At 69.8% G+C, this 20,666-nt stretch carries 25 protein-coding genes; 3 read left to right on the plus strand and 22 right to left on the minus strand.

Annotated features, from left to right (window positions below):
- Position 1 precedes the first annotated feature (1 nt).
- A complete protein-coding gene (locus FHT32_RS11915; protein ID WP_176664827.1) occupies positions 2-1,033 on the minus strand; it encodes a P1 family peptidase in 1,032 nt (343 codons plus the stop codon).
- Between the two features lie 41 nt (positions 1,034-1,074).
- On the opposite strand from FHT32_RS11915, the gene FHT32_RS11920 reads away from it, so the two are divergent.
- A complete protein-coding gene (locus FHT32_RS11920; RefSeq protein ID WP_176664828.1) occupies positions 1,075-2,370 on the plus strand; it encodes an FAD-binding oxidoreductase in 1,296 nt (431 codons plus the stop codon).
- Here FHT32_RS11920 and FHT32_RS11925 read toward each other — a convergent pair.
- Positions 2,367-3,263 carry a LysR family transcriptional regulator gene (locus tag FHT32_RS11925; protein ID WP_176664829.1) on the minus strand — a complete coding sequence of 299 codons (897 nt, stop codon included), beginning with the start codon at positions 3,261-3,263 and terminating at the stop codon, positions 2,367-2,369. The two genes, FHT32_RS11920 and FHT32_RS11925, sit on opposite strands and share 4 nt — an antisense overlap.
- A 109-nt stretch (positions 3,264-3,372) precedes the next feature.
- Between FHT32_RS11925 and FHT32_RS11930 the strand changes: the two genes are divergently transcribed.
- On the plus strand, positions 3,373-4,266 hold the full coding sequence (locus tag FHT32_RS11930) for an isocitrate lyase/phosphoenolpyruvate mutase family protein (RefSeq protein ID WP_176664830.1): 894 nt from the start codon (positions 3,373-3,375) through the stop codon (positions 4,264-4,266).
- Here FHT32_RS11930 and FHT32_RS11935 read toward each other — a convergent pair.
- From FHT32_RS11935 to FHT32_RS12030, 20 genes are all read right to left on the minus strand, one after another.
- On the minus strand, positions 4,235-4,525 hold the full coding sequence (locus tag FHT32_RS11935; protein WP_176664831.1) for a copper-binding protein: 291 nt from the start codon (positions 4,523-4,525) through the stop codon (positions 4,235-4,237). The two genes, FHT32_RS11930 and FHT32_RS11935, sit on opposite strands and share 32 nt — an antisense overlap.
- A 38-nt stretch (positions 4,526-4,563) precedes the next feature.
- Positions 4,564-5,019 (minus strand): DUF411 domain-containing protein, encoded by a 456-nt coding sequence (locus FHT32_RS11940; RefSeq protein ID WP_176664832.1) that lies wholly within the window; start codon positions 5,017-5,019, stop codon positions 4,564-4,566.
- 11 nt (positions 5,020-5,030) lie between these two features.
- Positions 5,031-5,552: a plastocyanin/azurin family copper-binding protein gene (locus FHT32_RS11945; protein ID WP_176664833.1), complete on the minus strand. Its 522-nt coding sequence runs from the start codon at positions 5,550-5,552 to the stop codon at positions 5,031-5,033.
- A gap of 40 nt (positions 5,553-5,592) precedes the next feature.
- Positions 5,593-6,981 (minus strand): multicopper oxidase family protein, encoded by a 1,389-nt coding sequence (locus FHT32_RS11950; RefSeq protein ID WP_176664834.1) that lies wholly within the window; start codon positions 6,979-6,981, stop codon positions 5,593-5,595.
- 1 nt (position 6,982) lies between these two features.
- Positions 6,983-8,509: a TolC family protein gene (locus FHT32_RS11955; protein ID WP_176664835.1), complete on the minus strand. Its 1,527-nt coding sequence runs from the start codon at positions 8,507-8,509 to the stop codon at positions 6,983-6,985.
- 77 nt (positions 8,510-8,586) lie between these two features.
- Positions 8,587-9,003 carry a DUF2946 family protein gene (locus FHT32_RS11960; RefSeq protein WP_176664836.1) on the minus strand — a complete coding sequence of 139 codons (417 nt, stop codon included), beginning with the start codon at positions 9,001-9,003 and terminating at the stop codon, positions 8,587-8,589.
- A 24-nt stretch (positions 9,004-9,027) separates the two neighbouring features.
- Positions 9,028-9,306: a hypothetical protein gene (locus FHT32_RS11965; protein WP_176664837.1), complete on the minus strand. Its 279-nt coding sequence runs from the start codon at positions 9,304-9,306 to the stop codon at positions 9,028-9,030.
- Entirely contained in the window at positions 9,303-10,301 is a 999-nt protein-coding gene (locus tag FHT32_RS11970; RefSeq protein ID WP_176664838.1) for a glycerophosphodiester phosphodiesterase, read from the minus strand. The genes FHT32_RS11965 and FHT32_RS11970 overlap by 4 nt, the downstream gene beginning before the upstream one ends.
- Entirely contained in the window at positions 10,298-10,879 is a 582-nt protein-coding gene (locus FHT32_RS11975; protein ID WP_176664839.1) for a DUF1439 domain-containing protein, read from the minus strand. The genes FHT32_RS11970 and FHT32_RS11975 overlap by 4 nt, the downstream gene beginning before the upstream one ends.
- Complete coding sequence (locus FHT32_RS11980) at positions 10,876-11,421, minus strand: GNAT family N-acetyltransferase (protein ID WP_176664840.1); 546 nt, start codon at positions 11,419-11,421, stop codon at positions 10,876-10,878. The genes FHT32_RS11975 and FHT32_RS11980 overlap by 4 nt, the downstream gene beginning before the upstream one ends.
- Positions 11,422-11,449: 28 nt before the next feature.
- Positions 11,450-11,941: an ATP-binding protein gene (locus FHT32_RS11985; protein ID WP_176664841.1), complete on the minus strand. Its 492-nt coding sequence runs from the start codon at positions 11,939-11,941 to the stop codon at positions 11,450-11,452.
- Positions 11,942-12,137: 196 nt separating this feature from the next.
- Positions 12,138-12,920, minus strand: a complete 783-nt coding sequence (locus FHT32_RS11990; protein ID WP_218088176.1) for an amino acid ABC transporter ATP-binding protein — start codon at positions 12,918-12,920, stop codon at positions 12,138-12,140.
- Positions 12,904-13,557 (minus strand): amino acid ABC transporter permease, encoded by a 654-nt coding sequence (locus tag FHT32_RS11995; protein WP_176664842.1) that lies wholly within the window; start codon positions 13,555-13,557, stop codon positions 12,904-12,906. The genes FHT32_RS11990 and FHT32_RS11995 overlap by 17 nt, the downstream gene beginning before the upstream one ends.
- 24 nt (positions 13,558-13,581) lie before the next feature.
- On the minus strand, positions 13,582-14,244 hold the full coding sequence (locus tag FHT32_RS12000; protein WP_126024151.1) for an amino acid ABC transporter permease: 663 nt from the start codon (positions 14,242-14,244) through the stop codon (positions 13,582-13,584).
- A gap of 119 nt (positions 14,245-14,363) precedes the next feature.
- Positions 14,364-15,164, minus strand: coding sequence for a transporter substrate-binding domain-containing protein (locus tag FHT32_RS12005; RefSeq protein ID WP_176664843.1), 801 nt, complete (start codon positions 15,162-15,164; stop codon positions 14,364-14,366).
- Positions 15,161-15,928: a GntR family transcriptional regulator gene (locus FHT32_RS12010; RefSeq protein ID WP_176664844.1), complete on the minus strand. Its 768-nt coding sequence runs from the start codon at positions 15,926-15,928 to the stop codon at positions 15,161-15,163. Before FHT32_RS12010 ends, FHT32_RS12005 begins: the two co-directional genes overlap by 4 nt.
- A 99-nt stretch (positions 15,929-16,027) precedes the next feature.
- Positions 16,028-17,359, minus strand: coding sequence for an MFS transporter (locus FHT32_RS12015; protein ID WP_176664845.1), 1,332 nt, complete (start codon positions 17,357-17,359; stop codon positions 16,028-16,030).
- Between the two features lie 29 nt (positions 17,360-17,388).
- Positions 17,389-18,462, minus strand: a complete 1,074-nt coding sequence (locus FHT32_RS12020) for a hypothetical protein (RefSeq protein WP_176664846.1) — start codon at positions 18,460-18,462, stop codon at positions 17,389-17,391.
- A 35-nt stretch (positions 18,463-18,497) separates the two neighbouring features.
- The gene (locus FHT32_RS12025; protein WP_176664847.1) at positions 18,498-19,271 is read right to left on the minus strand and encodes an SDR family NAD(P)-dependent oxidoreductase; all 774 of its coding nucleotides are present in this window, start codon (positions 19,269-19,271) and stop codon (positions 18,498-18,500) included.
- Positions 19,268-19,786, minus strand: coding sequence for an ester cyclase (locus tag FHT32_RS12030; protein ID WP_176664848.1), 519 nt, complete (start codon positions 19,784-19,786; stop codon positions 19,268-19,270). The genes FHT32_RS12025 and FHT32_RS12030 overlap by 4 nt, the downstream gene beginning before the upstream one ends.
- A 142-nt stretch (positions 19,787-19,928) precedes the next feature.
- On the opposite strand from FHT32_RS12030, the gene FHT32_RS12035 reads away from it, so the two are divergent.
- A complete protein-coding gene (locus tag FHT32_RS12035; RefSeq protein ID WP_176664849.1) occupies positions 19,929-20,660 on the plus strand; it encodes a Crp/Fnr family transcriptional regulator in 732 nt (243 codons plus the stop codon).
- The last annotated feature ends 6 nt before the right edge of the window (positions 20,661-20,666 follow it).

The raw sequence follows: 20,666 nt of genomic DNA on the forward strand, positions 1-20,666 counted from the left end.
GTCAGCCGCGCGCCTTGCCCAGGTCCGCCGCGCAGGGAATGTGCAGCTCGCCCACCGTCACCGTGCGCGCGGCCTGCACCGCGCGCAGCGTGGCGATGGCGACGACCTCGGCGGCCATGGTGCTCAGCACCGTCATGCCGGGCGCATCGCCTTCCAGAGGCACGCGACCGGTGGCCAGCGCGAAGAGGGTGTCGCCGTCGCTCATGGTGTGCACCGGGTTGATGGAGCGCGCCAGCCCGTCGTGCGAAACCATGGCGAGCCGGTTGGCCTGCACCTTGGTCAGCACCGCGTCGGTGGCGATCACGCCGATGGTGGTGTTGGTGCCCGCCAGCAGCGGCTTGGGGCTGTCGCCGCGAAGCAGCGCGCGCCGGGTGTCGAGCAACCTGGTGCCGTCCTCGGTGCGTGCGCCGGCCACGGGCTGGCCGGTGTCGGGGTCGATCACGTCGCCCAGCGGATTCACCGCGATCAGCGCGCCCACGGTGACGCCGCCGACCTTGACCGATGCGGTGCCGACCCCGCCCTTCATCGCGCGATGCACGCCGAAGAGCTTGCCCACCAGCGCGCCCGTACCGGCGCCCACGTTGCCCTCGGCGGGCGCGGCGGTGCTGGCGGCCTCGCAGGCGGCATAGCCGGCGGCGGCGTCGGGCCGGATGCGCGCGTCGCCCATGGGCAGGTCGAACAGCACCGCGGCCGGCACGATGGGCAGGGTGCCGAAGCGCACGTCCATGCCGATGCCGCGTTCCTCCATCCAGCGCATCGCGCCTTCGGCCGACGCGAGGCCCCAGGCGCTGCCGCCCGCGAGCATCACCGCGTGGATCTGCTGCACGAGGTTGCCGGGCGAGAGCAGGTCGGTCTCGCGCGTGCCGGGCGCGGCGCCGCGAACGTCCACGCCGGCCACGGCGCCTTCGCGCGCCATGATCACGGTGCAGCCGGTGGGGCGGCGCGTCTCGGTGAAATGGCCGACCTCGATGCCGGCGACGTCGGTGATGGCGCCGGCGGAATGGGAGAGGAGAGAGGAAGACGGTGCTGACATGGCGGCCGATTATGAGACCGCACCCTCTACGATCGCCGTCCATGACGGTTGCAAGAAGTTTCTCTTCCCCGGGTGGTGCGCGCCACGTGGTGGTGATCGGCGCGGGCGCGGTCGGCAGCGCCAGCGCCATCGAGGCGCTGCGCGCGGGCCTGCGCGTGACGGTGCTGGAGCCCGGCGAGCCGGGCGGCCCGCACGCCACCAGCTACGGCAACGCTGGCTGGCTCTCGTCGCACTCGGTGGTGCCGCCCGCGCTGCCGGGCGCATGGCGCAAGGTGCCGGGCTGGCTGGCCGATCCGCTCGGCCCGCTGGCCCTGCGCTGGCGCTACCTGCCGCGCGCCATGCCGTGGCTGCTGCGCTACCTGGCCTCGGGCTGGACCGAGGCGCGCGTGCAGCGCACCGCCGATGCGCTGCGCACGCTGCTGGCCGATGCGCCCGTGCTGCATGCGCGGTTGGCAGCTGAGGCCGGCGTGCCCCAGCTGATCGAGCAGCGCGGGCTGCTGCATGCCTACCGCTCGCGCGCCGAGTTCGATGGCGACGCGCTCGGCTGGCGGGTGCGCCAGCGCACCGGCGTGCAGTGGGAGGAATGGCCGCAGGACGAACTGCGCCGTCGCGAGCCCGACCTCGACGCGCGCTACACGCTCGGCGTCTTCGTGCCCGAGGCCGGCCACTGCCGCGATCCGGGCCGCTACGTGGCCGCGCTGGCGCGGCACACGCTCGGCTCGGGCGCCGAGCGCGTCATGGCTCGGGCGACCGGCTTCCGCATCGAAGGCGGCCGGCTGCGCGCCGTGCTCACCGAGGCCGGCGAGATCGCCTGCGATGCCGCCGCCATCTGCGCCGGTGCACGCTCCGGCCCGCTGGCCGCGGCGGCCGGCTCGGCGGTGCCGCTGGAGTCGGAGCGCGGCTACCACGTGGTCGTCGAGGACGCGACGGCCGGCCCGCGCACGCCGACCATGGTGGCCGACGGCAAGCTCATCGCGCACTGGATGGACGGCGGCCTGCGTGCGGCCGGGCAGGTGGAGATCGCCGGCCTCGAAGCCGCGCCCGACTGGCGCCGCGCCGCGATCCTGCTCGCGCACCTGCGATCGATGTTTCCCTCGCTCGCGCCATCCGCACCGGGCTCGACCGCGGTGAAGCACTGGCTCGGACACCGCCCGAGCCTGCCCGACGGCCTGCCCTGCATCGGGCCGGCGGCAGCCACTTCAGACGTGGTGCTGGCCTTCGGGCACGGCCACGTCGGCCTGTGCGGTTCGGCGCGCACGGGGAGGCTGGCTGCGCAACTGCTCGCGGGTGCCGCGCCGGAGATCCCGCTGGCGCCCTTCGACCCGGCGCGCTTCTAGAGTTCGGCGCGTTCCAGCTCGGCGAGCAGGGCGCGCGTGGCGCGACTGAGAAAAGCCGAGCGGCGCACCACGCAGGCGACGGGAACGCGCACGTCCAGGTCGTCGATGCGGATCAGCGCGAGGCTCCCGCGCGCGACTTCTTCGGCAATGCCGCTTTCCTGCAGGAACGCGAGCCCGAAGCCCGCCTCGACCAGCCGCTTCTGCGCCGTGAGGCTGTCGACGGCGCTCCAGTCGATGCGCTCCACGCCCCGCACCAGGAACTGCGAAAAGATCGCCTCCGCATGCGGCTCGGTACGCCGTGGCGGCTGCGGAAAGGCCAGCCACCGCTCCTTCGAGAGCCGAACCAGCGACTTCAGCCGTGTGCCCGCGAGCGGATGCGATGGCGCGCAGGCGACCACCAGCTGCTCGTGATGGATGACCTTGCACAGGAGGTCGGGCGACGGGTCTTCGTAGTAGCGCAGGCCCACCGCCACGTCGCTGGCGCGCACCTTCTCGCTGACCTCCGCGCTGGTGGCCGTCTGAAGACGGACGTCGAGGCCCGGCAGCGATTGCCGCAGCTTCGCGAGCACCGTGGCGAGGCCCGAGCTTGCCAGCGTGCCGACGGCGGCGATGTGCACCGTTCCCGCGGCGTCGGACTTCGCGGCCTGCACGGCGGCCACCGCGTCCCCCATCGCCGCAGCCACCTTCTCCGCGTGCGGCAGCAGCGCCTCGCCCGCCTGGCTGAGCCGCAGGCCCCGGCCCACGCGCTCGAAGAGGGGCGCGTCGAGCTCCTCTTCGAGCAGTGCGAGGCGGCGGCTGATGGCCGACTGCGTGCGCGAGAGCGCGGTCGCGGCGGCAGATACGCCGCCTTGCCGGTGCACCGTCAGGAAGGTGGCGAGAGCTTCGGAATCCATGTGGCAAAAATCCATGCAAAAGATCGATGGGTCCGAGAAATATTATGCGTTTGACGCGTGTCATCACGGTCGCGACGATCGAGCCTTCGTCGATCAAGCCGGAGCTGGAATGGACCCGAAGACACGCATGGCGCGCGGCCGCACCTTCCTCGAACTGCACCGCGCGAACCGCGGGTTCGTCATGCCCAACGCCTGGGATCCGGGCAGCGCCGTGCTTCTCGCGGCGGAGGGCTTCGGGGCGATCGGCACCACCAGCGCGGGCATCGCGTTCTCGCTGGGCAGGCCCGACTACAACGTCAGGGACTCGCGTCTCGCAGTGGGGCGCAAGGAAATGCTCGAGGTGGTCGGCAGGATCGCCGAGGCGGTGGACATTCCCGTGAATGCCGACCTGGAGGCGGGCTATGGCGACGAGCCGCAGGACGTGGCCGACACCGTCCGCATGGCGATGGATGCCGGCGCGGCCGGCGGCAACATCGAGGACACCGACGCCGCGCACGGGCGTCTGTTCGACGAAGAACTGGCCGTTGCCCGCATCGCGGCGGCCCGCGCCGCAATCGGCGCGGCAGGCGGCGGCTTCGTGCTGAACGCGCGCACCGATGCCTTCCAGCTGCCCGGCGATGGCGCGCTGCGCATCGCGATCCAGCGCGCCAACCGTTTCATCGAGGCGGGCGCGGACTGCGTGTTCGTGCCCGGCGTCACCGATGCATCAGTGGTGGCGACGCTGGCGCGCGAGATCGCGGGGCCTCTCAACATCGTGATGGGGCTGAACGAAGCCGGCGCCAGCGCCTTCAGCCTGATCGAGGCGGGCGCCCGGCGCATCAGCGTGGGCGGATCGATCGCGCGCTCGGTCATGGCGCTGGTCAGGCGCAGCGCGCAGGAACTGCACGCGCTGGGAACGGTGTCCTACGCGAGCAGCCAGATCCCGCAGCGCGAACTCAATGCGCTGTTCGAGGCCGCGCTGCGCAAGAGCCTCAGTTCGCCGGCGCGATCGACAGCACCGTGAGCGCGCCGTCGACCTTGTCGGCGGTGAACTGCACCTTGTCGCCGGGCTTCACCTTCGTGAGCAGCGCGGGGTCCTTCACGCGGAAGACCATGGTCATGCCCGTCATCTCGAGGTTGGGAATGTCGCCGTGCCTCAGCGTGATCTTGTTCGCGTCGGTGTCGATCTTGCGCACCTCGCCCTCGACCGAGGGCAGGGCGGATTGAGCGAAGGCGGCGGCGGCGAGCAGGGCGGCGCAGAAGGCGGTGAACAGTTTCTTCATGATCGGTTTGCTTCCTTGTTTCTGTTTCGAGGTTCGATTCAGCGATAGCTCTGGTAGACGCGCGTGCTGCCGTCGGCCAGCACCAGCAGCACGTCGTAGGGATCGCGCTGGTCGCCGTAGGCGGGGCCGTCCATGCCCGGGGAGCCGACCGGCATGCCGGGCACCGCGAGGCCCACGGCCTTGGGCTTTTCCTTCAGCAGCCGCTGCACTTCGCGCGCGGGCACGTGGCCTTCGATGGCGTAGCCGCCGACCAGGCCCGTGTGGCACGAGCCCAGCTTGGCTGGCACGCCCAGCCGGTTGCGTGCGGCCGTGTTGCCTTCGTCGTGCACGCGAGTGGCGAAGCCGTTCTTGTTGAGGTGCTTCACCCAGTCCTGGCAGCAGCCGCAGTTCGGGTCTTTCCAGATCTCGACCATCGGCGCGGCGGCCCGCGCGGTCGTCGTGGCGAACGGCAGGGCCGCGGAGGCCAGTGCCAGCAGCATGTTCCTTCTGTGCATGGCGTTCTCCTTCAGGACTTGCCGCCGGCTGCAGGCAGCACGCGGACGCGGCCGGCCATGCCGAGCTCGTAGTGGTCCTTCACGAGGCAGGCGAAGTCGAAGTCGCCGGCGCGGTTGAAGGTCCAGACCATGCTGCCGGTCTTGCCGGCGGGCACGTGGACCATCCACGGATCGTCGTGCTCCATGTCCGGAAACTTCTTCATCATGGCCGCGTGGGCCTCGATCTCGGCGGTGGTGCCCAGCACCAGCTCGTGCAGTTCCTTGCCGCGGTTCTTCAGCCGCAGGCGGACGGTGTCGCCCTCGCGCACCTCGATGACCGAGGGCGTGAAGCTCATGTCGTCGGCCATCGCGATGTCGATGGTGCGTTTCACCGCGCCGTTCTTGCCGGCGATGCCCCAGGGCTTCTGCTCGGGCGCGAGTTCTGCGGCGCCCTTCGGCTTTGGTTTGTCGTGGGCCTCGTGCGCGAACGAGGCGCTGGCGAGTGCCGCGAGCGCAAGGCCCGCGGCGATGGACTTCAGGTGTGTCTTTTTCATGAGGTGAGCTCCGTGAGAAAGGAGGACTAGATAGAAGAGGTCAGTGGTTGTGCGCGTCGTGCCCGGAGGGCTTGCGCACGGTCGCGTCGGGCCTGGCGCCCGTTGGCGAGGCTGGCGTTTCCTTGCGGGTCGCTGGCGGCACGTTCGCGTTCGGCACCTCGCGCGCCACGGTGCCTGCCGGGTGCCTGAACCAGCCCGGGTCGCGGTAGTCGCCCGGCTTCTGGTCGCGCCGCACCTTCAGCAGCGTGAACATGCCGCCCATCTCGGCCGAGCCGAAGGGGCCGGTGCCGGTCATCATCGGTACGGTGTTGTCGGGAATGGGCATCTCCATCTCGCCCATGTCGGCCATGCCCTTGTCGCCCATCACCATGTAGTCGGGCACGAGCTTCCTGATCTTCTCGGCCACGCCCTTGTGGTCGACGCCGATCATGGTCGGCACGTCGTGGCCCATCGGGCCCATCGTGTGGTGCGACTTGTGGCAGTGCAGGGCCCAGTCGCCTTCCTCGTCGGCGATGAACTCCATCTGCCGCATCTGGCCCACCGCCACGTCCACCGACACCTCGGGCCAGCGCGCGGTGCGCGGCACGGGGCCGCCGTCGGTGCCGGTCACCTCGAACTCGTGGCCGTGGATGTGGATCGGGTGGTTGGTCATCGTCAGGTTGCCCGCGCGGATGCGCACGCGGTCTCCCTTGCGCACGTTGAGCGTGTCGATGCCCGGGAACACCCGGCTGTTGAAGCTCCAGATGTTGAAGTCGGTCATGGTGTTGACCTTGGGCGTGGCGCTGCCGGGCTCCACGTCGAAGCTGCCGAGCAGGAAGCAGAAGTCGCGGTCGGCCTTCTCGATCAGCGGGTGTTCGGCCTTCGGGTGCGTGACCCAGAAACCCATCATCCCCATCGCCATCTGCACCATCTCGTCGGCGTGCGGGTGGTACATGAAGGTGCCGGGCCGGCGCGCGGTGAACTCGTAGACGAAGGTCTTGCCCGGCGGTATGTGCGGCTGCGTGATGCCGCCCACGCCGTCCATGCCGTTGGGCAGGCGCTGGCCGTGCCAGTGCACGGTGGTGTGCTCGGGCAGCCTGTTGGTGACGAAGATGCGCACGCGGTCGCCCTCGACCACCTCGATGGTCGGCCCGGGCGACTGGCCGTTGTAGCCCCACATGTTGACCTTGAAGCCCGGCGCCATCTCGCGCACGACCGGTTCGGCGACGAGGTGGAATTCCTTGACCCCGGCGTTCATGCGCCAGGGCAGCGTCCAGCCGTTGAGCGTGACGACGGGGTTGTAGGGCCGGCCGTTGGGCGGCGAAAGCGGTGGCGCGGTGGCGGTGGAGGCCTGCGACACCGGTTCGGGCAGTGCGGCCATGGACACGCGGCTCACGCTCGTGGCGGCAACGGCCGTGGCCGCGCCCGCGAAGAAGTTGCGGCGGTTCATGTCAGTGGCCTCCCGTTGCCGGCGCTTCGGCGGCCGAAGCGGTCTGCAGCGCCGACATGCCGCCGGGCGAACTGCCCGTGAGCACCAGCTGCAGGTCGGTGTCGGCGATCCAGAAATCGCGCTGCGCCTCGATGCCCGCATTCACCGCGAGCATGCTGGCGCGCGTCTCTGCCAGCAGTTCCCACACGCTGGCGAGCATGCCGTTGTAGCGAAGGACCATTTCCTCGTTGACCTTCCTGCGCAGCGGCAGCACCTCGTCGCGATAGCGGCGCGCCAGCGCATAGGCCGTGTTCCAGCCCTGCCATGCCTCGCGCGCCTCGCTCGCGGCGAGCACGCCCACGTCGCGCACACGGGCGGCCGACTGCAGGTATTGCGCCTCGGCGCGGCCGTTGCGGGACTGGCCCCAGTCGAAGATCGGGATCGGCAGGTCGAGCTCGAAGCCGCGCTTGGTGGTCTTCGTGCGGTCGGCGTCGTTCTCGAAGGTGGTGTTGCGCACCACGCCCAGCTCCATCGCATTGACGACGCTGGTGGCGCGCGTGAGGCCGAGCGAGCCGGCCACGGCGGTGTTCTGCGCCTGCGCCGAGCGCACGTCGAGCCGGTCGCGCAGGGCCAGCGCCTGCACGTCGCCGAGTTCCGGCGCGGCCTTCGGCAGCGGTGGCAGGCGATCGGGCAGGGTGTAGCGGGTGGCGCGCTCGCCGCTCAGACCCATCAGGCGCGTGAGCTGCTCGCGCGAGGCCACGGCGGCCTGCTCGGCGCGCGCCAACTGCGCGGCGGCATCGGCCAGCAGCAGCTGTTCGCGCGTGCGCTGCAGCGCGCTCCAGTTGCCGACCTGGGCCATGCGGTGCGCGAGCTCGGCGCCGGCTTCGGCGGCTTCCTTCGCGTCGCGCAGGTAGGCCACGCTCTGCTGCGCCGCCACCGCGCGCACCCAGGCGCGTCGCGTGTCGGCGGCCAAAACCAGCACGCTCTGCGCGGCCTGCAGCTTGGCCGCTTCATGCCGCTGGCCGGCCCACCGGGCCTGCCATGGCAGCGTGACGAGGCCCAGCACGTTGAAGCTGAGCATGCGCTCGAACTCGCGCTCGCGGCCCTGCGCCAGGCGGCTGAAGGAAAGCACGGGGTTCGGCAGGCTCGCGGCCTGAACGCGGTCGGCGTCGCTCAGCTGCAGGGTGGCGAAGGCGTCCTGCACGCGCGGGCCGTTGATGAGCGCGATGCGCACCGCGGATTCGACATCGAGCGGCCTGGCGAGCAGCTCGTCGACGCTCTTCTGCGAGGCCTCGTCGGGCGTGCGCTGGGCGGTGGTGCCCGCCATGAGCGGGTTGTTGCCGACCAGCGCCTGCACGTCGGCGCTGCCGCCGTCGGGCGAGAGGCTGGCGCAGCCGGCGAGCACCAGCGCGGCCGCCAGCGCGGCGCCGGTTCGGATGAGTGGAAGTAGGGGCTTGTCGCCGACCTTGTTCGGGCCAGGCAGGTGTGCTTCGCTACGCTTCCGATAGCGATGAGTGCCGGCGGCATGCCGGCGAACGGGGGAATTCACTTTCGATCTCCATGAGCAATACGACGGACGCCGCGAGCCGGAACAGGCTCACTGCGGACGGACTACGGGCAGGGAGATCAGGAAATGGGCGGCTTCAGGCCCTGGACGGGCTCCGCGCTGGCGAAGCGGGCCGCGTGGGCCGCGGGCGACGCCTGGGGCGCGCCGTGGACGATGGCGACCAGCGGCATGCCGCCGAGCGCCACCGTGTGGCAGACCTGGCATGCGACGCAGGTGCCGCAGCCCTGGTGATCGCCGTGATTGGTGGTGCCGGTGCCGCCGTCGTCATGCCCGGCGTGGGCCGACATGTCCATCGCCATGTCGCCGGCCGCATCCATCGCCTCGTGGCAATGGGCTTCGGCCGCGGCGGAAGCCACGGTCGCGGCCTCCATGGCCGCCGGCAGCGAGTGGCGCACCATCTCGACCGCCATGGCATCGCCCAGCCAGCCGCGAACGGGCAGCAGGACGATCATGAGGGCGAGCAGCAGGGTGCGCATGAGGGCGGATGATAAACCGGTGCCTCAAGACACCAGCTGTCCGCGGGCCTTGTCGACCCACACCTGCAGGTTGTCGAGCAAATCCTTCTGGCTGAACGAGCAGCTTTCCTCGCTGAAGAGCGCGCTCGATTCCAGCCGGTCGAGCAGCCCCAGCAGCACCTCGCCGTAGCGCGGGGGCAGCGCGCCCAGCAGCTCGGTGCCGGCGCGGGCCTCGTCCGACAGCGTGGTGACGGAGCCGCGCCCGGCACGCAGGGCCGCGACGCGCGCGGCGACGGCATCGAGCTGCTGCAGCGCGGCGCTCACGATGCGTTCTTTCCGGGAGGCGGCAGCGACAGGCCGCGCTCGCGCATCAGGTCGCGCAGGATGTCGGGGTAGTCGGTGATGATCCCGTCGGCGCCCCAGTCCATCAGCCGCAGCATGTCGGCGCGCTGGTTCACCGTCCAGGGCAGCACCTTCATGCCGATCTTCTGGGCCTCGCGGATGACTTCCGGCGTCAGGTCGGCGAAGGCCGGCGACCAGATGACGGGTCCCGGCGCATTGGCCGACGCCGCCCTGACCATCTGCGGCACCGAGGCGAAGCTGGCGGCGTCGAAGCCGTCGGTCCAGCGCTTGTCCTTCAGCGTGCGGGGCGTCGTGAGGTAGGCGCGCGGCATCTGCGGCGCGAGCTTGCCGACCAGCGTCAGCGTGCGCCAGTCGAAGCTCTGGATGGTCACGCGCCCGGCCATGTTCGCCTTGTCGATCTCGGCGAGCAGAGCGCGCACCATCGGCTCGGGTGCGGCGGTTTCGTCGGGCCTGGTGGGATCGATCTTGGTCTCGATGTTGAAGCGCACCGTGGCCGCGTCGGCGCCGCGCGCCTGCACCTGTGCGAAGAGCGAGGCCAGCGTGGGAATGCGCTCGCCGTCGCGTGGCATCTGCAGCGCGAACTGCTTGCCGTAGTTGCTCGCCGGGTTGAGGCGGCCCACGTCGTAGGTCTGCAGCTGCGCGAGCGTGAGCGAGCGGATCGGCGCGCCGCTCTTCGGCGCCAGCCAGGCACCGCTGGCGTCGCGCGTGTGGTCGGGGTTGAGCGAGGTGTCGTGCGAGATCACCACCACGCCGTCGGCCGTGAGGCCGACGTCGAGCTCCAGCGTGGTCACGCCCATGTCGATGGCATTGGAGAACGCGGCCAGCGTGTTCTCGGGTGCCAGCCCGCGTCCGCCGCGATGGGCCTCGAGATCGAAATGCTGCTTTGCCTTGGGGGCCACGGCGGCACAGCCGGCCAGCAGCAGGGCGCAGACGACGAGCGTGTATTTCTTCTTCATTTGAGCTGTACCTTGATCCCGTTGTCCTGCACCGTGATGTCGCCGATCTCATAGGTCTTGCGCCCGACCGTGAGCTCGTCGGCCGTGAAGCTGCGCAGCACCTGTCCCTGCAGCAGTTCCTGCGCGACCACCGCGCCCACCTTCTGCAGCCGCTCGGCGTCGCGGCCCTCCATGCCCTGCAGCTCCAGGCGCTCGGCCTTGGGCTGGTCGAGCCGAAGGGCGCGCGCGGTGGCGTCGTACTTCAGCGCGCTGCTGACCGACACCACGCCCTGCACCGGCGAGGCGGCCAGCAGCGGGCTCGCGATGGTCAAGGTGGCGGTGATGGCCGCGCGGTTGGCCTGCGCGTTCAGGCCCAGCTGCGGATCGCGCAGGCCGACCATGAAGATCTCGGCATAGCGCTCGGCCACCGGGAAGCGCTTGGCGATCTGCGCCTGCAGCTCGTCGCGGCTGGCGGTGTATTCGCTGGTGAAGAAATTGAAGCCGGCCAGCGCTGCGAAGGGCGCCTGCAGGGCCGTCGCGCCCAGCAATGCGTGCAGCACGCGGCGGCGGGAGATGGTGGGCAGGTTGCGGTGGTTCATACGGTTGGGAGCTTGCCACAGGAGGTAGGTTTCCCGGTGTCGGGCGGCGCGCCGACGGCTTGTACCCGCATCTCGTAGCGCGCAAAGGCCCGCTCGCCCTTGTGTATCACGCTGTGCAAAGAGAAACCGAAGCGTTCGTACAGCGAGCGCAGCGGCGCCCGGTCGGCCACGCAGTCCAGCCGCAGGTACGGGCGGCCGGCCTGCGTCGTGCGTTCTCGTGCGAATTCCAGCAGCCGCACGGAAACGCCGCGCCCCGCCCAGGCCCGGCTCACGGCGAGCTTGTGCACGTAGAGCGAGTCGCCGCTTTCCATTTCGGGCCAGAAGCCCGGGTCTTCCAGGTCGATCCGCACCACGCCGGCCACATCGCCGCCTTCGCGCGCGATGAAGTAGCTGCCGGCATCGGTGTCGCGCTGGATGCGCTCGAGGGCGACGTCGGCAGCCGACCACAGCGGCCGGCCTTCGGCGGCGATCCATCGGGCGGCTTCGTTCAGCACGGCCGCGACGGTGGCGGCCTCGGAGGGCTTGGCTTGTTCGATCTGCATCGGGGCCAGAGCATAGCGGCGCCGGGTTTCAGGCATGCCTGAGGACGTCGAAGCCTTCCTGCGGCGAAGGCGCGGCGAAGTGGCTGCTGATCTGGTCGAACTGCGCGTCCGTCGTCTCGAAGGGATGCGTGCCGCTCGCGTTGCGTGCCCGCAGGCGCTCCTTGCAGACGGCGTCGGGCACGTCGAGAAAGTGCAGCCTGTGCGCGGCGCCGGCCGCTTCGAAGATGCCTCGCATCCACCGGCGGCTGGCCACCGTGTTGGCGGGAAAGTCGAGCACCACCGACACGCCGACCCCGAGCAGCCCGGCCACGTGGGGCGCCATGGCCTGCTTCAGCCGGCCCGCGCAGCGCACGTAGTCGGGCAGTTCGCGGATTTCGCCGGGGTATAGCGCCGCCAGCCAGGCGTCTTCGCTGATCAATACCGTGGCAGGCGCCTCGGCGAGCTGCCGCGTGAGCGTGGACTTGCCGGCGCCGATCTTGCCGCAGACCATGTGGAGCACGGGGCGGGGGAGTGGTGTCATTTCGGTCTCCTGGAGGGTGGAAGAAAAATGCCCCAGGAAACGAAAAACCCGCCTCGTGGGGCGGGTTGCATGGCGTGTACCTGACGTGTCGTTCTAAGTGCCGCGCGCTAACCCACCGTTTTCCGGATGGGTCGAATAATGGACGCGGTACGCAGGCTGGCCATGGGCGGAGGATAGCAGCCCGGCCGGCAGCGGCTCAGTCGTGCAGCGAAGAGAGAAACTGCTTCAGCTCCGGCGTCTGCGGATTGCCGAACAGCTCGGCCGGCGGCCCCATCTCGTGCACGCGGCCCTGGTGCATGAAGATCACGCGGTCGCTGACCTTGCGCGCGAAGCTCATCTCGTGCGTGACCATCAGCAGCGTCATGCCCTCGTCGGCCAGCGACTCCACCACGCGCAGCACCTCGCCCACCAGCTCGGGGTCGAGCGCGGAAGTGATCTCGTCGCACAGCAGCACGGCCGGCTCCATCGCCAGCGCGCGGGCGATGGCCACGCGCTGCTGCTGGCCGCCCGAGAGCTGATCGGGCATGGCGTCGAACTTCTCGGCCAGGCCCACGCGCGCGAGCAGCTTGCGTGCCTGCGAGGCGGCTTCGAGGCTGGTGCGTTTCTTCACCAGCGTGGGCGCGAGCATCACGTTCTTGCCGACCGTGAGGTGCGGGAACAGGTTGAAGCCCTGGAAGATCATGCCCACGCGCTGGCGCAGCTCGCGCATGGCCATGGCGCTCTCGTGCAGCAGCGGCTTGCCGTCCACCGTGAGCGAGCCTTCCTGGAACACCTCCAGCCCGTTGACGCAGCGCAGCAGCGTGCTCTTGCCCGAGCCGCTCTTGCCGATGATGGCGATCACCTCGCCGCGCTTCACGTCGAGGTCGATGCCCTTGAGCACCTCGTTGGTGCCGTACGACTTGCGCAGCGCCGTGATGCGCACGATGGGCGAGCCCACCGCGGTGGCGGGTTGTTGTTGGGGTTCAAGCACGGCGGCCATGGGATTTCCTCTCGAGGTTCTTGGCGTACAGGCTCACCGGGAAGCACAGCACGAAATAAAGCAGGGCCACGCAGCTGAACACCACGAAGGGCTGGAAGGTGGCGTTCGAGATCATGCTGCCCGCCTTGGTGAGTTCGATGAAGCCGATCACCGACGCGAGCGCGGTGCCCTTGATGACCTGCACCAGGAAGCCCACCGTGGGCGCGATGGCGATCTTCACCGCCTGCGGCAGGATCACGTGGCGAAGCTGCTCGCCGAAGCTCAGCGCGAGGCTGCCCGAGGCCTCCCACTGCCCCTTCGGGATCGAGGCCACGCAGCCGCGCCAGATTTCGGTGAGGAAGGCGCTGGTGTAGAGCGTGAGCGCCAGGCTGGCGGCGGTCCACGCCGACACGTCCACGACGAAGAGCGCGATGCCGAAGTAGGCCAGGAAGAGCTGCATCAGCAGCGGCGTGCCCTGGAAGAGCTGCACGTAGAGGCCCACGGCCCGGCCGGCAACCTTGCCGCCGCGCAGCCGCAGGAAGAGCAGCAGCGCGCCCACGATGCCGCCGCCGATGAAGGCGATGAGCGAGAGCACGACAGTCCAGCGCAGTGCCAGCAGCAGGTTGCGCAGGATGTCCCAAAGTGAAAAGTCCGCCATGGTGGTGAAAGTGCCCGTGTTCGCTCAGCGCCCGAAGAAGAACTTCGGCCCCGCCCAGTCGAGCAGCCGCCGCAGCGCCACCGACAGCGCCAGGTAGATCAGCGTGGCGACGATGAAGGCCTCGAAGGCGCGGAAGTTGCGGCTCTGGATGAGGTTGGCCGCGTAGCTCAGCTCCTCGGTGGAGATCTGCCCGCACACCGCCGAGCCCAGCATCACGATGACGATCTGGCTCACCATCGCGGGCCACACCTTCTTGAGCGCCGGCGGCAGCACCACGCGCAGGAACACCTGCGACTTGCTGAGCGCCAGGCTCACGGCGGCCTCGATCTGCCCCTTGGGCGTGGCTTCGATGCCGGCGCGGATGATCTCGGTGGAGTAGGCGCCCAGGTTCAGCACCATCGCGATCACCGAAGCCACCTCCGGCGTGAGCTTGACGCCCGCGGCCGGCAGCCCGAAGAAGATGAAGAAAAGCTGCACGATGAAGGGCGTGTTGCGGATCAGCTCCACGTACGTGCCCACGATGGCGCGCAGCCACTTCGGACCGTCGGCGCGCGCCCACGCGCAGAAGGTGCCCACGATCATGCCCAGCACGGTGCCGACGGCGGTCAGGCCGATGGTCCACGCCACGCCGCGCAGCAGCAGCGGCCACTCGGAGAGCACCGCAGCAAAGTCAAACTCGATGTTCATAAGTCAGTCTTCTCTTCGTGGAACGCCGCGGAACCGGCTTTGCCGGGCCGCAGGCGTTGCCCCCGGCGAGGGGGTGTGCGCAGCGACACGAAGTGCGCGAAGCATGGGGGAGTGCTTGTTCAGACGGGGAGGTCGCCAGCGGCTTTGCCCAGCCACTTCTTGGACATGGCATCGAGCGTGCCGTCCTTCTTGGCGGCCGCGATGATCTCGTTGACCTTGGTCTTCAGCGCGGTCTCGCCCTTGGCGATGCCGACGAAGCAGGGGCTGTCCTTCAGCAGCAGCTTGAACTCGGCGCTGACCTTCGGATTCTTCGCGAGCATGTCGCCGGCAACGGCGGCGCTGGTCGCGAGGGTCTGCGTCTGGCCGGCCACGAAGGCGGCGATGGTCGCGTTGTTGTCCTCGAAGCGGCGGTAGTCGACGTTCGGCGGCGCCACCTTGTTCAGTTCCTGGTCTTCCATCGCGCCGCGCGTCACGGCCACGGTCTTGCCGGCCATGTCGGCGAAGCTGGTGAGCTTCATGCTCTTGGCTGCGTACACGGCCTGGAAGAAGGGCGCGTAGGCCGACGAGAAGTCGATCACCTTCTCGCGCTCGGGGTTCTTGCCCAGCGTGGAGATCACCAGGTCGGCCTTCTTGGTCTGCAGGTACGGGATGCGGTTGGCGCTGGTCACCGGCACCAGCTCGACCTTCACGCCCAGCTTGGCGGCGATGAGTTCGGCCATCTCGACGTCGAGGCCTTGCGGCTTCATGTTCTTGTCGACCGAGCCGTAGGGCGGGTAGTCCGTGGGCACTGCGATCTTGATCGTCTTGGCCTTGAGCACGTTGTCCAGCGCGTTCTGGGCGTGCGCGGCGCCGGCCGAGGCCAGCATGGCGGCGGAAGCGAGCGCCAGGGCGACGCGGCGTTTGGATGCAGAGAAGGTCATAGCAGGGCTCCTAGGTAAGTCGAAGAATCGGAATCGGGGGCTGCGCCGGGCTTGCGGCGCCTGCCTTTGGCTGCGGCGGGCGCAGCGGTCGTGTTCTGAAGCGGCGCCAGCGCGTCGCGCAACTGCGCCAGCGGGTCGGTGGGCGCCTGCACGCGCAGCGCCGACTGCACCGTGCCGATGTGCTCGGCCATCAGCGCCTCGGCGGCGGCGTGGTCGCCGCGCTCCAGCGCCGCGACGATGCGCACGTGGTCTTCGCAGGACTGCACCGCGTCGTGCGTGGACTGGTAGAGCATGGCGATCAGCGTGGTGCGCGCCGTGTAGTCGCGCAGCGTGTCGGCCAGCAGCGTGTTGCCCAGGCACTCGGCCAGGCAGACGTGGAAATCGCCCAGCAGGAAGCTGCGGTTGCCGACGTCGCTCTCTTTCAGTGCGGCCTTTTCACGCTGCAGGTGCGCCTTGAGCTGCCGCAGGGCGGTCTTCTCGATCTTGCCCACGCTTCGGATGAGCCCCAGTTCGATCACGCGCCGCGCCTCGAAGGCCTCGCGCGCCTCGTCCTGCGAGGGCTCGATGACGAACCAGCCGCGCCGCGCGCTCACCGTGACGATACCGCGCGCCGCCAGCCGCGTGAGCGCCTCGCGCACGATGGTGCGGCTGCAGTCGAACAGCATTGCCAGCTGCTGCTCGCCCAGGCGAGAACCCGGCGCGAGCTTCTGTGCCATCACCGCCTCGACGATGCGTGCACTGATTTCGGATGCGGAGATGGCCATATGCCTGCATACCAGCAGCTTCTGTGCCAACTGGTATGCAAGATTTGCGCACCTGAATGGAGCGCGACCCTGGTGCGGGGTCCCTGCGGATGCTCCGGTTCAGTGCCTGGCGCGGCCCAGCGCGCTGGCCGGCAGTGCCACAAGCATGAGCAATGCCGACAGCACCAGCGCCCCGCTCAGCACGTAGAGGCTGGCGGTGAAGCCGCCCGTGAGCGTCTTGAGCCAGCCGACCATCACCAGCCCCGCGCTGCCGCCGATGGTGCTGATGAGCGCGATGCCCGCCGCTGCCGCGCTCTTCGACATGAAATTGCCCGGCACCGCCCACAGCACGGTGAACGCCGCCGAGATGCCCATGGCCGCCAGCGCGAGGCACAGCACGGCGGCTATGGCGTCATGCATGAAGAGCGTCGTCAGCGCCAACCCGGCCGCGCCCGCGACCGCGCTGAGCGCGAAGTGCCAGCGCCGCTCCTTGCTGCGGTCGGAATGCCGGCCCACCACGATGTTGGCCGCGATGCCCGCCACCGCCGGAATCACCGAATAGAAGCCGATCTGCAGCACGCTCAGTCCCATCGACTTGAGGATCGTCGGCTGCCAGAACGACAGCGCGTAGATGCCCAGGATGATCAGGAACGACATGAAGCCGATCAGCCAGACCCGGCCGTCGCGCATCGCCGCGCCGAAGGTGTGGCGCCCGGCGGCGCCGTGCGCGGCCTGGTCTTCGGCCAGCAGGCGGGCCACGCGCTGCTTCTCGGCAGCGCTGAGCCAGGCCGCCTGCGCCGGGCCGTTCGACAGCCAGCCGAAGGCCGCGATGCCGAGCAGCACGCTCGGCAGTCCCTCCAGCAGGAAGAGCCACTGCCAGCCGCGCAGCGACAGCGCGCCGTCGAGGTACGTCATCGTCAGCCCCGCGATCGGCCCGGCCACGATGGGCGCCGCGCCGAAGGCCATGAAGAAGAGGGCCGTGGCCTGCGCGCGGCGGTGCGACGGAAACCACAGCGTCAGGTAGAACAGCACGCCCGGCGCGAAGCCGGCCTCGAACACGCCGATGAGAAAGCGCAGCACGTAGAACTGCGTGGGCGTCGTCGTGAACATCATCGCGGCCGAGGCCAGCCCCCACAGGCCCATGATGCGCAGCAGCGTCGCGCGCACGCCGATCTTCGCGAGCATCAGGTTGCTCGGAATCTCGAACACCGCGTAGCCGATGAAGAAGATGCCCGCGCCCAGGCCGAACACCGCGTCGCTGAAGCCGAGCTGCTCCTTCATCTGCAGCTGCGCGTAGCCGACGTTGGTGCGGTCCAGGTAGTTCAGCACGTAGCAGGCGCACAGCAGCGGCATCAGGCGCCAGGTGATCTTGCGGAAGAGGGCGGCGTCCTCGCGGGCGGTGGCGCCCGGGGAGGTACTTGCCTGCGCCCCGGCCAGGGTGGCTGTGTTCATCGTCTGTCTCCTCGTTGTCGGTCGTTCGGTCAGGCTTTCACCGGCGTTCCGAAGCTGGTCTCGCCCCAGAGGAAGCTGGCCGGCGCGCCCGGAAAGAGCCAGTGCGGCGTGCATTCCGCCGACGGCACCACGTTGCTGAAGCCGTGCGAGGAAGAAGTGCCCGCGAGCGTCTTCTCCAGCACCATCGACAGGTACTGGTCGTTGCTGCTTTCCTGCGTGTTGCCGTTGAGGATCACCTCCGCGCCGGTGGCCTGCGCATAGCGGCGGATGCCGTTGTGCCGCGACTGCAGCGGCGCCCAGCTGTCGGCCGACACGCCGTTCTCGCTGCTCACCCGCAGGCCGTCGGCGGCGCGATAGACCAGCGAATGGTTGCCTTCGGTGTGGCCCGGCGTGTGCACCAGCGCCAGCCCGCGGCCGAGCTGGATGCTGCCTTCGAAAGCCACGATTCGCTCGGCCGGAATGCCGTCGAGCCCGTGCGGGCAGTACCACTCGGCCTGCACCGGCATCAGGCCCTGCACGCTCGCGAGTTCCTGGCGGTGCACCAGCAGCTTGGCGTTCGGCAGCATCCCAGGCGTGCCGGCATCGCCCAGCCAGCGGCGCAGGTCCTGCGTGTGCAGGTGGTCGTAGGTGATGTAGTCGACCTGCTCCGGCGCGATGCCGCAGCTCGCCAGCGCCTGCGGCACGGTCCGGTAGACCGGCGCGATCGCCTTGTGCAAGAACTTCGGTGTCTGCTCGGCCAGGCGCTTGAAGTAAGGCGTCTCGTTGCCGGCCTCGAAGTCGGCCGGGGTGAACAGCAGCGTGCGCAGCCGGCCCTCGAAGTCGTCGTACTGGACCAGCACCGTGCGCGCCAGCAGATGCACCATGTGCGGCTTGAGCAGCTTCTGCGAGTACACGCCGGTGAAGGCGAACCACGCGGGATACGGAATGCGCAGCAGGTCGAAGCTGCGTGCGAAGCGCACCGGCGGCGCGTCGAGCAGGCGCTCGCGCAGGCCCTCGGCGGCGCGGCGGATGGCACGCAGGCGGTCCTGCGGCATGGCGGCGTTGCGCGCGCCGTCGAAATCAGCCAGCTGGGCGAAGCCGGTCGGGTCGGGGTCTCGGGTCATGGGAAGTTCTCCTTGGCTTTTTGGCGCGCAGGCGCTCAGTACATCGAGCGCCCGCCCGAGATGTCGAACACCGCGCCGGTGCTGAAGGAACAGTCGTCCGACGCGAGCCATGCCGCCATGGCGGCCACCTCGTCGACCTCCACGAAGCGCGCCATCGGCACGCGCGAGAGCAGGGCGATGCGCAACTGCTCGCGGTGTTCGGCCGGAACGGCAGCGAACACCTCGGTATCGGCCGCCGAGGGTGTGATGCAGTTCACCAGCACGCCCGAGGAAGCCAGCTCCTTGCCCAGCGACTTGGTGAGCGCGATGAGCCCGGCCTTCGAGGCGGAGTAGGCGGCGTTGAAGCCGTTGCCCTCCTTGCCCGCGACCGAGGCTATGTTGACGATGCGGCCGCGCCGCCGCTCGAGCATCGCCGGTGCCACTGCCCGGCAGCACAGCCATGCGCCCGTGAGGTTGACGTCGAGCACGTTGCGCCACTGCGCCGGCGTGTGCTCCCAGGCCGGCACGGTCGGCCCGAGCACCCCGGCGTTGTTGACGAGGATGTCGATGCCGCCAAAGCGCTCCTGCGACTGCGCGGCCGCGCGGGCGATCTGGTCTTCTTCACGCACATCGACGACTGCCGACGCGGCGGTGCCGAGCGGCGCGAGCGTCTCCAGGGCATCGGCGAGCGCCAGCGCATCGAGGTCCCAGAGCGCGACGCTCGCGCCGGCCGCCAGGTAGTGCCGCGCAATCGCCAACCCGATGCCGCGCGCGCCGCCGGTCACGATGGCATGCCGGCCGGCGAGCGCATCGCCGCGCAGCGCGTTCATGCCGCGGCCGTTTCGGGAGTGCGCGAGGCGGCCGGCTGGCCCAGCAGCCCCGCCACCAGCGCGCCGACCTGTTCTGCCGGCACGCCCGCCAGCAGCTGCCGCAGCATCGTCAGGGTGTCGAAGTAGACGCGCTCGCACACCAGCCGGTCGCCCTCGAAGATGAAGAAGGCGTTCATCCGGCAGCGGAAGCTGTTGCCGGTGGGCGGCAGGCCCTTGAGCGGGCCCTTGTGCGTGCCCAGCAGCCAGAACTCGACGATCACCGAATCGTCGGCGTGGCGCAGCTGGATGATCTCGTGGCGCTGGTCTGGAAAGGCACGGCGCGTGTCGATGTAGTACTGGCGCACCTCGGCGATGCCGTCGTGCACCTCGCCGCTGGGAACCAGCTCGTAGTGCGGATGTGGGAAGGTGCCGAGCACCGCGTCGAAGTCCTGCCGGGTCTCGTCGGCGAAGTGGTCGAGCACGAGGCGCTCGCGGCGGGCCTGGAGTGCTGTGCGTGGGGTGTCGTCTTTGCTCATCGGGGTGTGCTCCATGTGACAGGAATGGCTGCTGACATCGGGTTGGCGCGAATGCGCCGCTCCGGGCTCGCTGCGTACTATCGGCACGCCCCTGAAACAAGACTGTCCGGTGTTGGCAATCGACGCTACGGACAAACCCGCGATGCCACGCACGCCCCCTTCATCCCCCGACACGGCCCCGGACGCGCAGCCATCGCCGGTGCACAACGGCGACATGCGGCTGGCCGAGGACGTGCAGCGGCGCCTGCTCGAAGTGGCGCACCGGCGCACGCTGGCGCGCGGCGAATCGCTCTTCCACAAGGGCTCGTCGCCCGACGCGCTCTTTGGCGTGGTGGCCGGTTCTCTGCGCGTGAGCGTGGTGGCGCCGGGCGGACGCGAGGCGGTGATCGCGATGCTCGAACCCGGCCACTGGTTCGGCGAGGTGTCGCTGCTGGTGGGGCGCGAGCGCGTCTACGACACCTGCGCAGTCGACACCACCGAGATGGCCGTGGTCGCTGCGGCCGACTTCCATCGCCTCGTGGCCGAGCATCCCGACGTGCACATGGCCTTCACCCGGCTGGTGTGCCTGCGGCTGCGCCAGGCGCTGGCGTGGATCGACGACGTGATCCTGATGCCGCTGCCGGTGCGGCTCGCGCACCGCCTGCTCACGCTGGACGCGCGCGCGGAGGGCACGGGCGAGGGCGCGGACAAGGGAGGCAGCGCGCTGCTGGGCGTGTCGCAGGAAGACCTGTCGTTCATGCTCGGCGTGTCGCGCCAGAGCGTGAACCGGCAGCTCAAGCTGTGGGAGGAGGACGGCACGCTGCGCGTGCGCTACCGCGCCATCGAGCTGCTGGACCGCGCACGGCTCGAGCGGCACGCGGCCACGCCGCCCTGAGCGGCG

The organism is Variovorax sp. SG517 (assembly GCF_013376045.1).
Taxonomy (GTDB): Bacteria; Pseudomonadota; Gammaproteobacteria; order Burkholderiales; family Burkholderiaceae_C; genus Variovorax.

What these genes read in the sequence shown, in the direction of transcription:
- FHT32_RS11915 (WP_176664827.1), bottom strand. Translation starts at nt 1,033, where the DNA reads ATGTCAGCACCGTCTTCCTCTCTCCTCTCCCATTCCGCCGGCGCCATC.
- FHT32_RS11920 (WP_176664828.1), top strand. Translation starts at nt 1,075, where the DNA reads ATGACGGTTGCAAGAAGTTTCTCTTCCCCGGGTGGTGCGCGCCACGTG.
- FHT32_RS11925 (WP_176664829.1), bottom strand. Translation starts at nt 3,263, where the DNA reads ATGGATTCCGAAGCTCTCGCCACCTTCCTGACGGTGCACCGGCAAGGC.
- FHT32_RS11930 (WP_176664830.1), top strand. Translation starts at nt 3,373, where the DNA reads ATGGACCCGAAGACACGCATGGCGCGCGGCCGCACCTTCCTCGAACTG.
- FHT32_RS11935 (WP_176664831.1), bottom strand. Translation starts at nt 4,525, where the DNA reads ATGAAGAAACTGTTCACCGCCTTCTGCGCCGCCCTGCTCGCCGCCGCC.
- FHT32_RS11940 (WP_176664832.1), bottom strand. Translation starts at nt 5,019, where the DNA reads ATGCACAGAAGGAACATGCTGCTGGCACTGGCCTCCGCGGCCCTGCCG.
- FHT32_RS11945 (WP_176664833.1), bottom strand. Translation starts at nt 5,552, where the DNA reads ATGAAAAAGACACACCTGAAGTCCATCGCCGCGGGCCTTGCGCTCGCG.
- FHT32_RS11950 (WP_176664834.1), bottom strand. Translation starts at nt 6,981, where the DNA reads ATGAACCGCCGCAACTTCTTCGCGGGCGCGGCCACGGCCGTTGCCGCC.
- FHT32_RS11960 (WP_176664836.1), bottom strand. Translation starts at nt 9,003, where the DNA reads ATGCGCACCCTGCTGCTCGCCCTCATGATCGTCCTGCTGCCCGTTCGC.
- FHT32_RS11970 (WP_176664838.1), bottom strand. Translation starts at nt 10,301, where the DNA reads ATGAAGAAGAAATACACGCTCGTCGTCTGCGCCCTGCTGCTGGCCGGC.
- FHT32_RS11975 (WP_176664839.1), bottom strand. Translation starts at nt 10,879, where the DNA reads ATGAACCACCGCAACCTGCCCACCATCTCCCGCCGCCGCGTGCTGCAC.
- FHT32_RS11980 (WP_176664840.1), bottom strand. Translation starts at nt 11,421, where the DNA reads ATGCAGATCGAACAAGCCAAGCCCTCCGAGGCCGCCACCGTCGCGGCC.
- FHT32_RS11985 (WP_176664841.1), bottom strand. Translation starts at nt 11,941, where the DNA reads ATGACACCACTCCCCCGCCCCGTGCTCCACATGGTCTGCGGCAAGATC.
- FHT32_RS11990 (WP_218088176.1), bottom strand. Translation starts at nt 12,920, where the DNA reads ATGGCCGCCGTGCTTGAACCCCAACAACAACCCGCCACCGCGGTGGGC.
- FHT32_RS11995 (WP_176664842.1), bottom strand. Translation starts at nt 13,557, where the DNA reads ATGGCGGACTTTTCACTTTGGGACATCCTGCGCAACCTGCTGCTGGCA.
- FHT32_RS12000 (WP_126024151.1), bottom strand. Translation starts at nt 14,244, where the DNA reads ATGAACATCGAGTTTGACTTTGCTGCGGTGCTCTCCGAGTGGCCGCTG.
- FHT32_RS12005 (WP_176664843.1), bottom strand. Translation starts at nt 15,164, where the DNA reads ATGACCTTCTCTGCATCCAAACGCCGCGTCGCCCTGGCGCTCGCTTCC.
- FHT32_RS12010 (WP_176664844.1), bottom strand. Translation starts at nt 15,928, where the DNA reads ATGGCCATCTCCGCATCCGAAATCAGTGCACGCATCGTCGAGGCGGTG.
- FHT32_RS12015 (WP_176664845.1), bottom strand. Translation starts at nt 17,359, where the DNA reads ATGAACACAGCCACCCTGGCCGGGGCGCAGGCAAGTACCTCCCCGGGC.
- FHT32_RS12020 (WP_176664846.1), bottom strand. Translation starts at nt 18,462, where the DNA reads ATGACCCGAGACCCCGACCCGACCGGCTTCGCCCAGCTGGCTGATTTC.
- FHT32_RS12025 (WP_176664847.1), bottom strand. Translation starts at nt 19,271, where the DNA reads ATGAACGCGCTGCGCGGCGATGCGCTCGCCGGCCGGCATGCCATCGTG.
- FHT32_RS12030 (WP_176664848.1), bottom strand. Translation starts at nt 19,786, where the DNA reads ATGAGCAAAGACGACACCCCACGCACAGCACTCCAGGCCCGCCGCGAG.
- FHT32_RS12035 (WP_176664849.1), top strand. Translation starts at nt 19,929, where the DNA reads ATGCCACGCACGCCCCCTTCATCCCCCGACACGGCCCCGGACGCGCAG.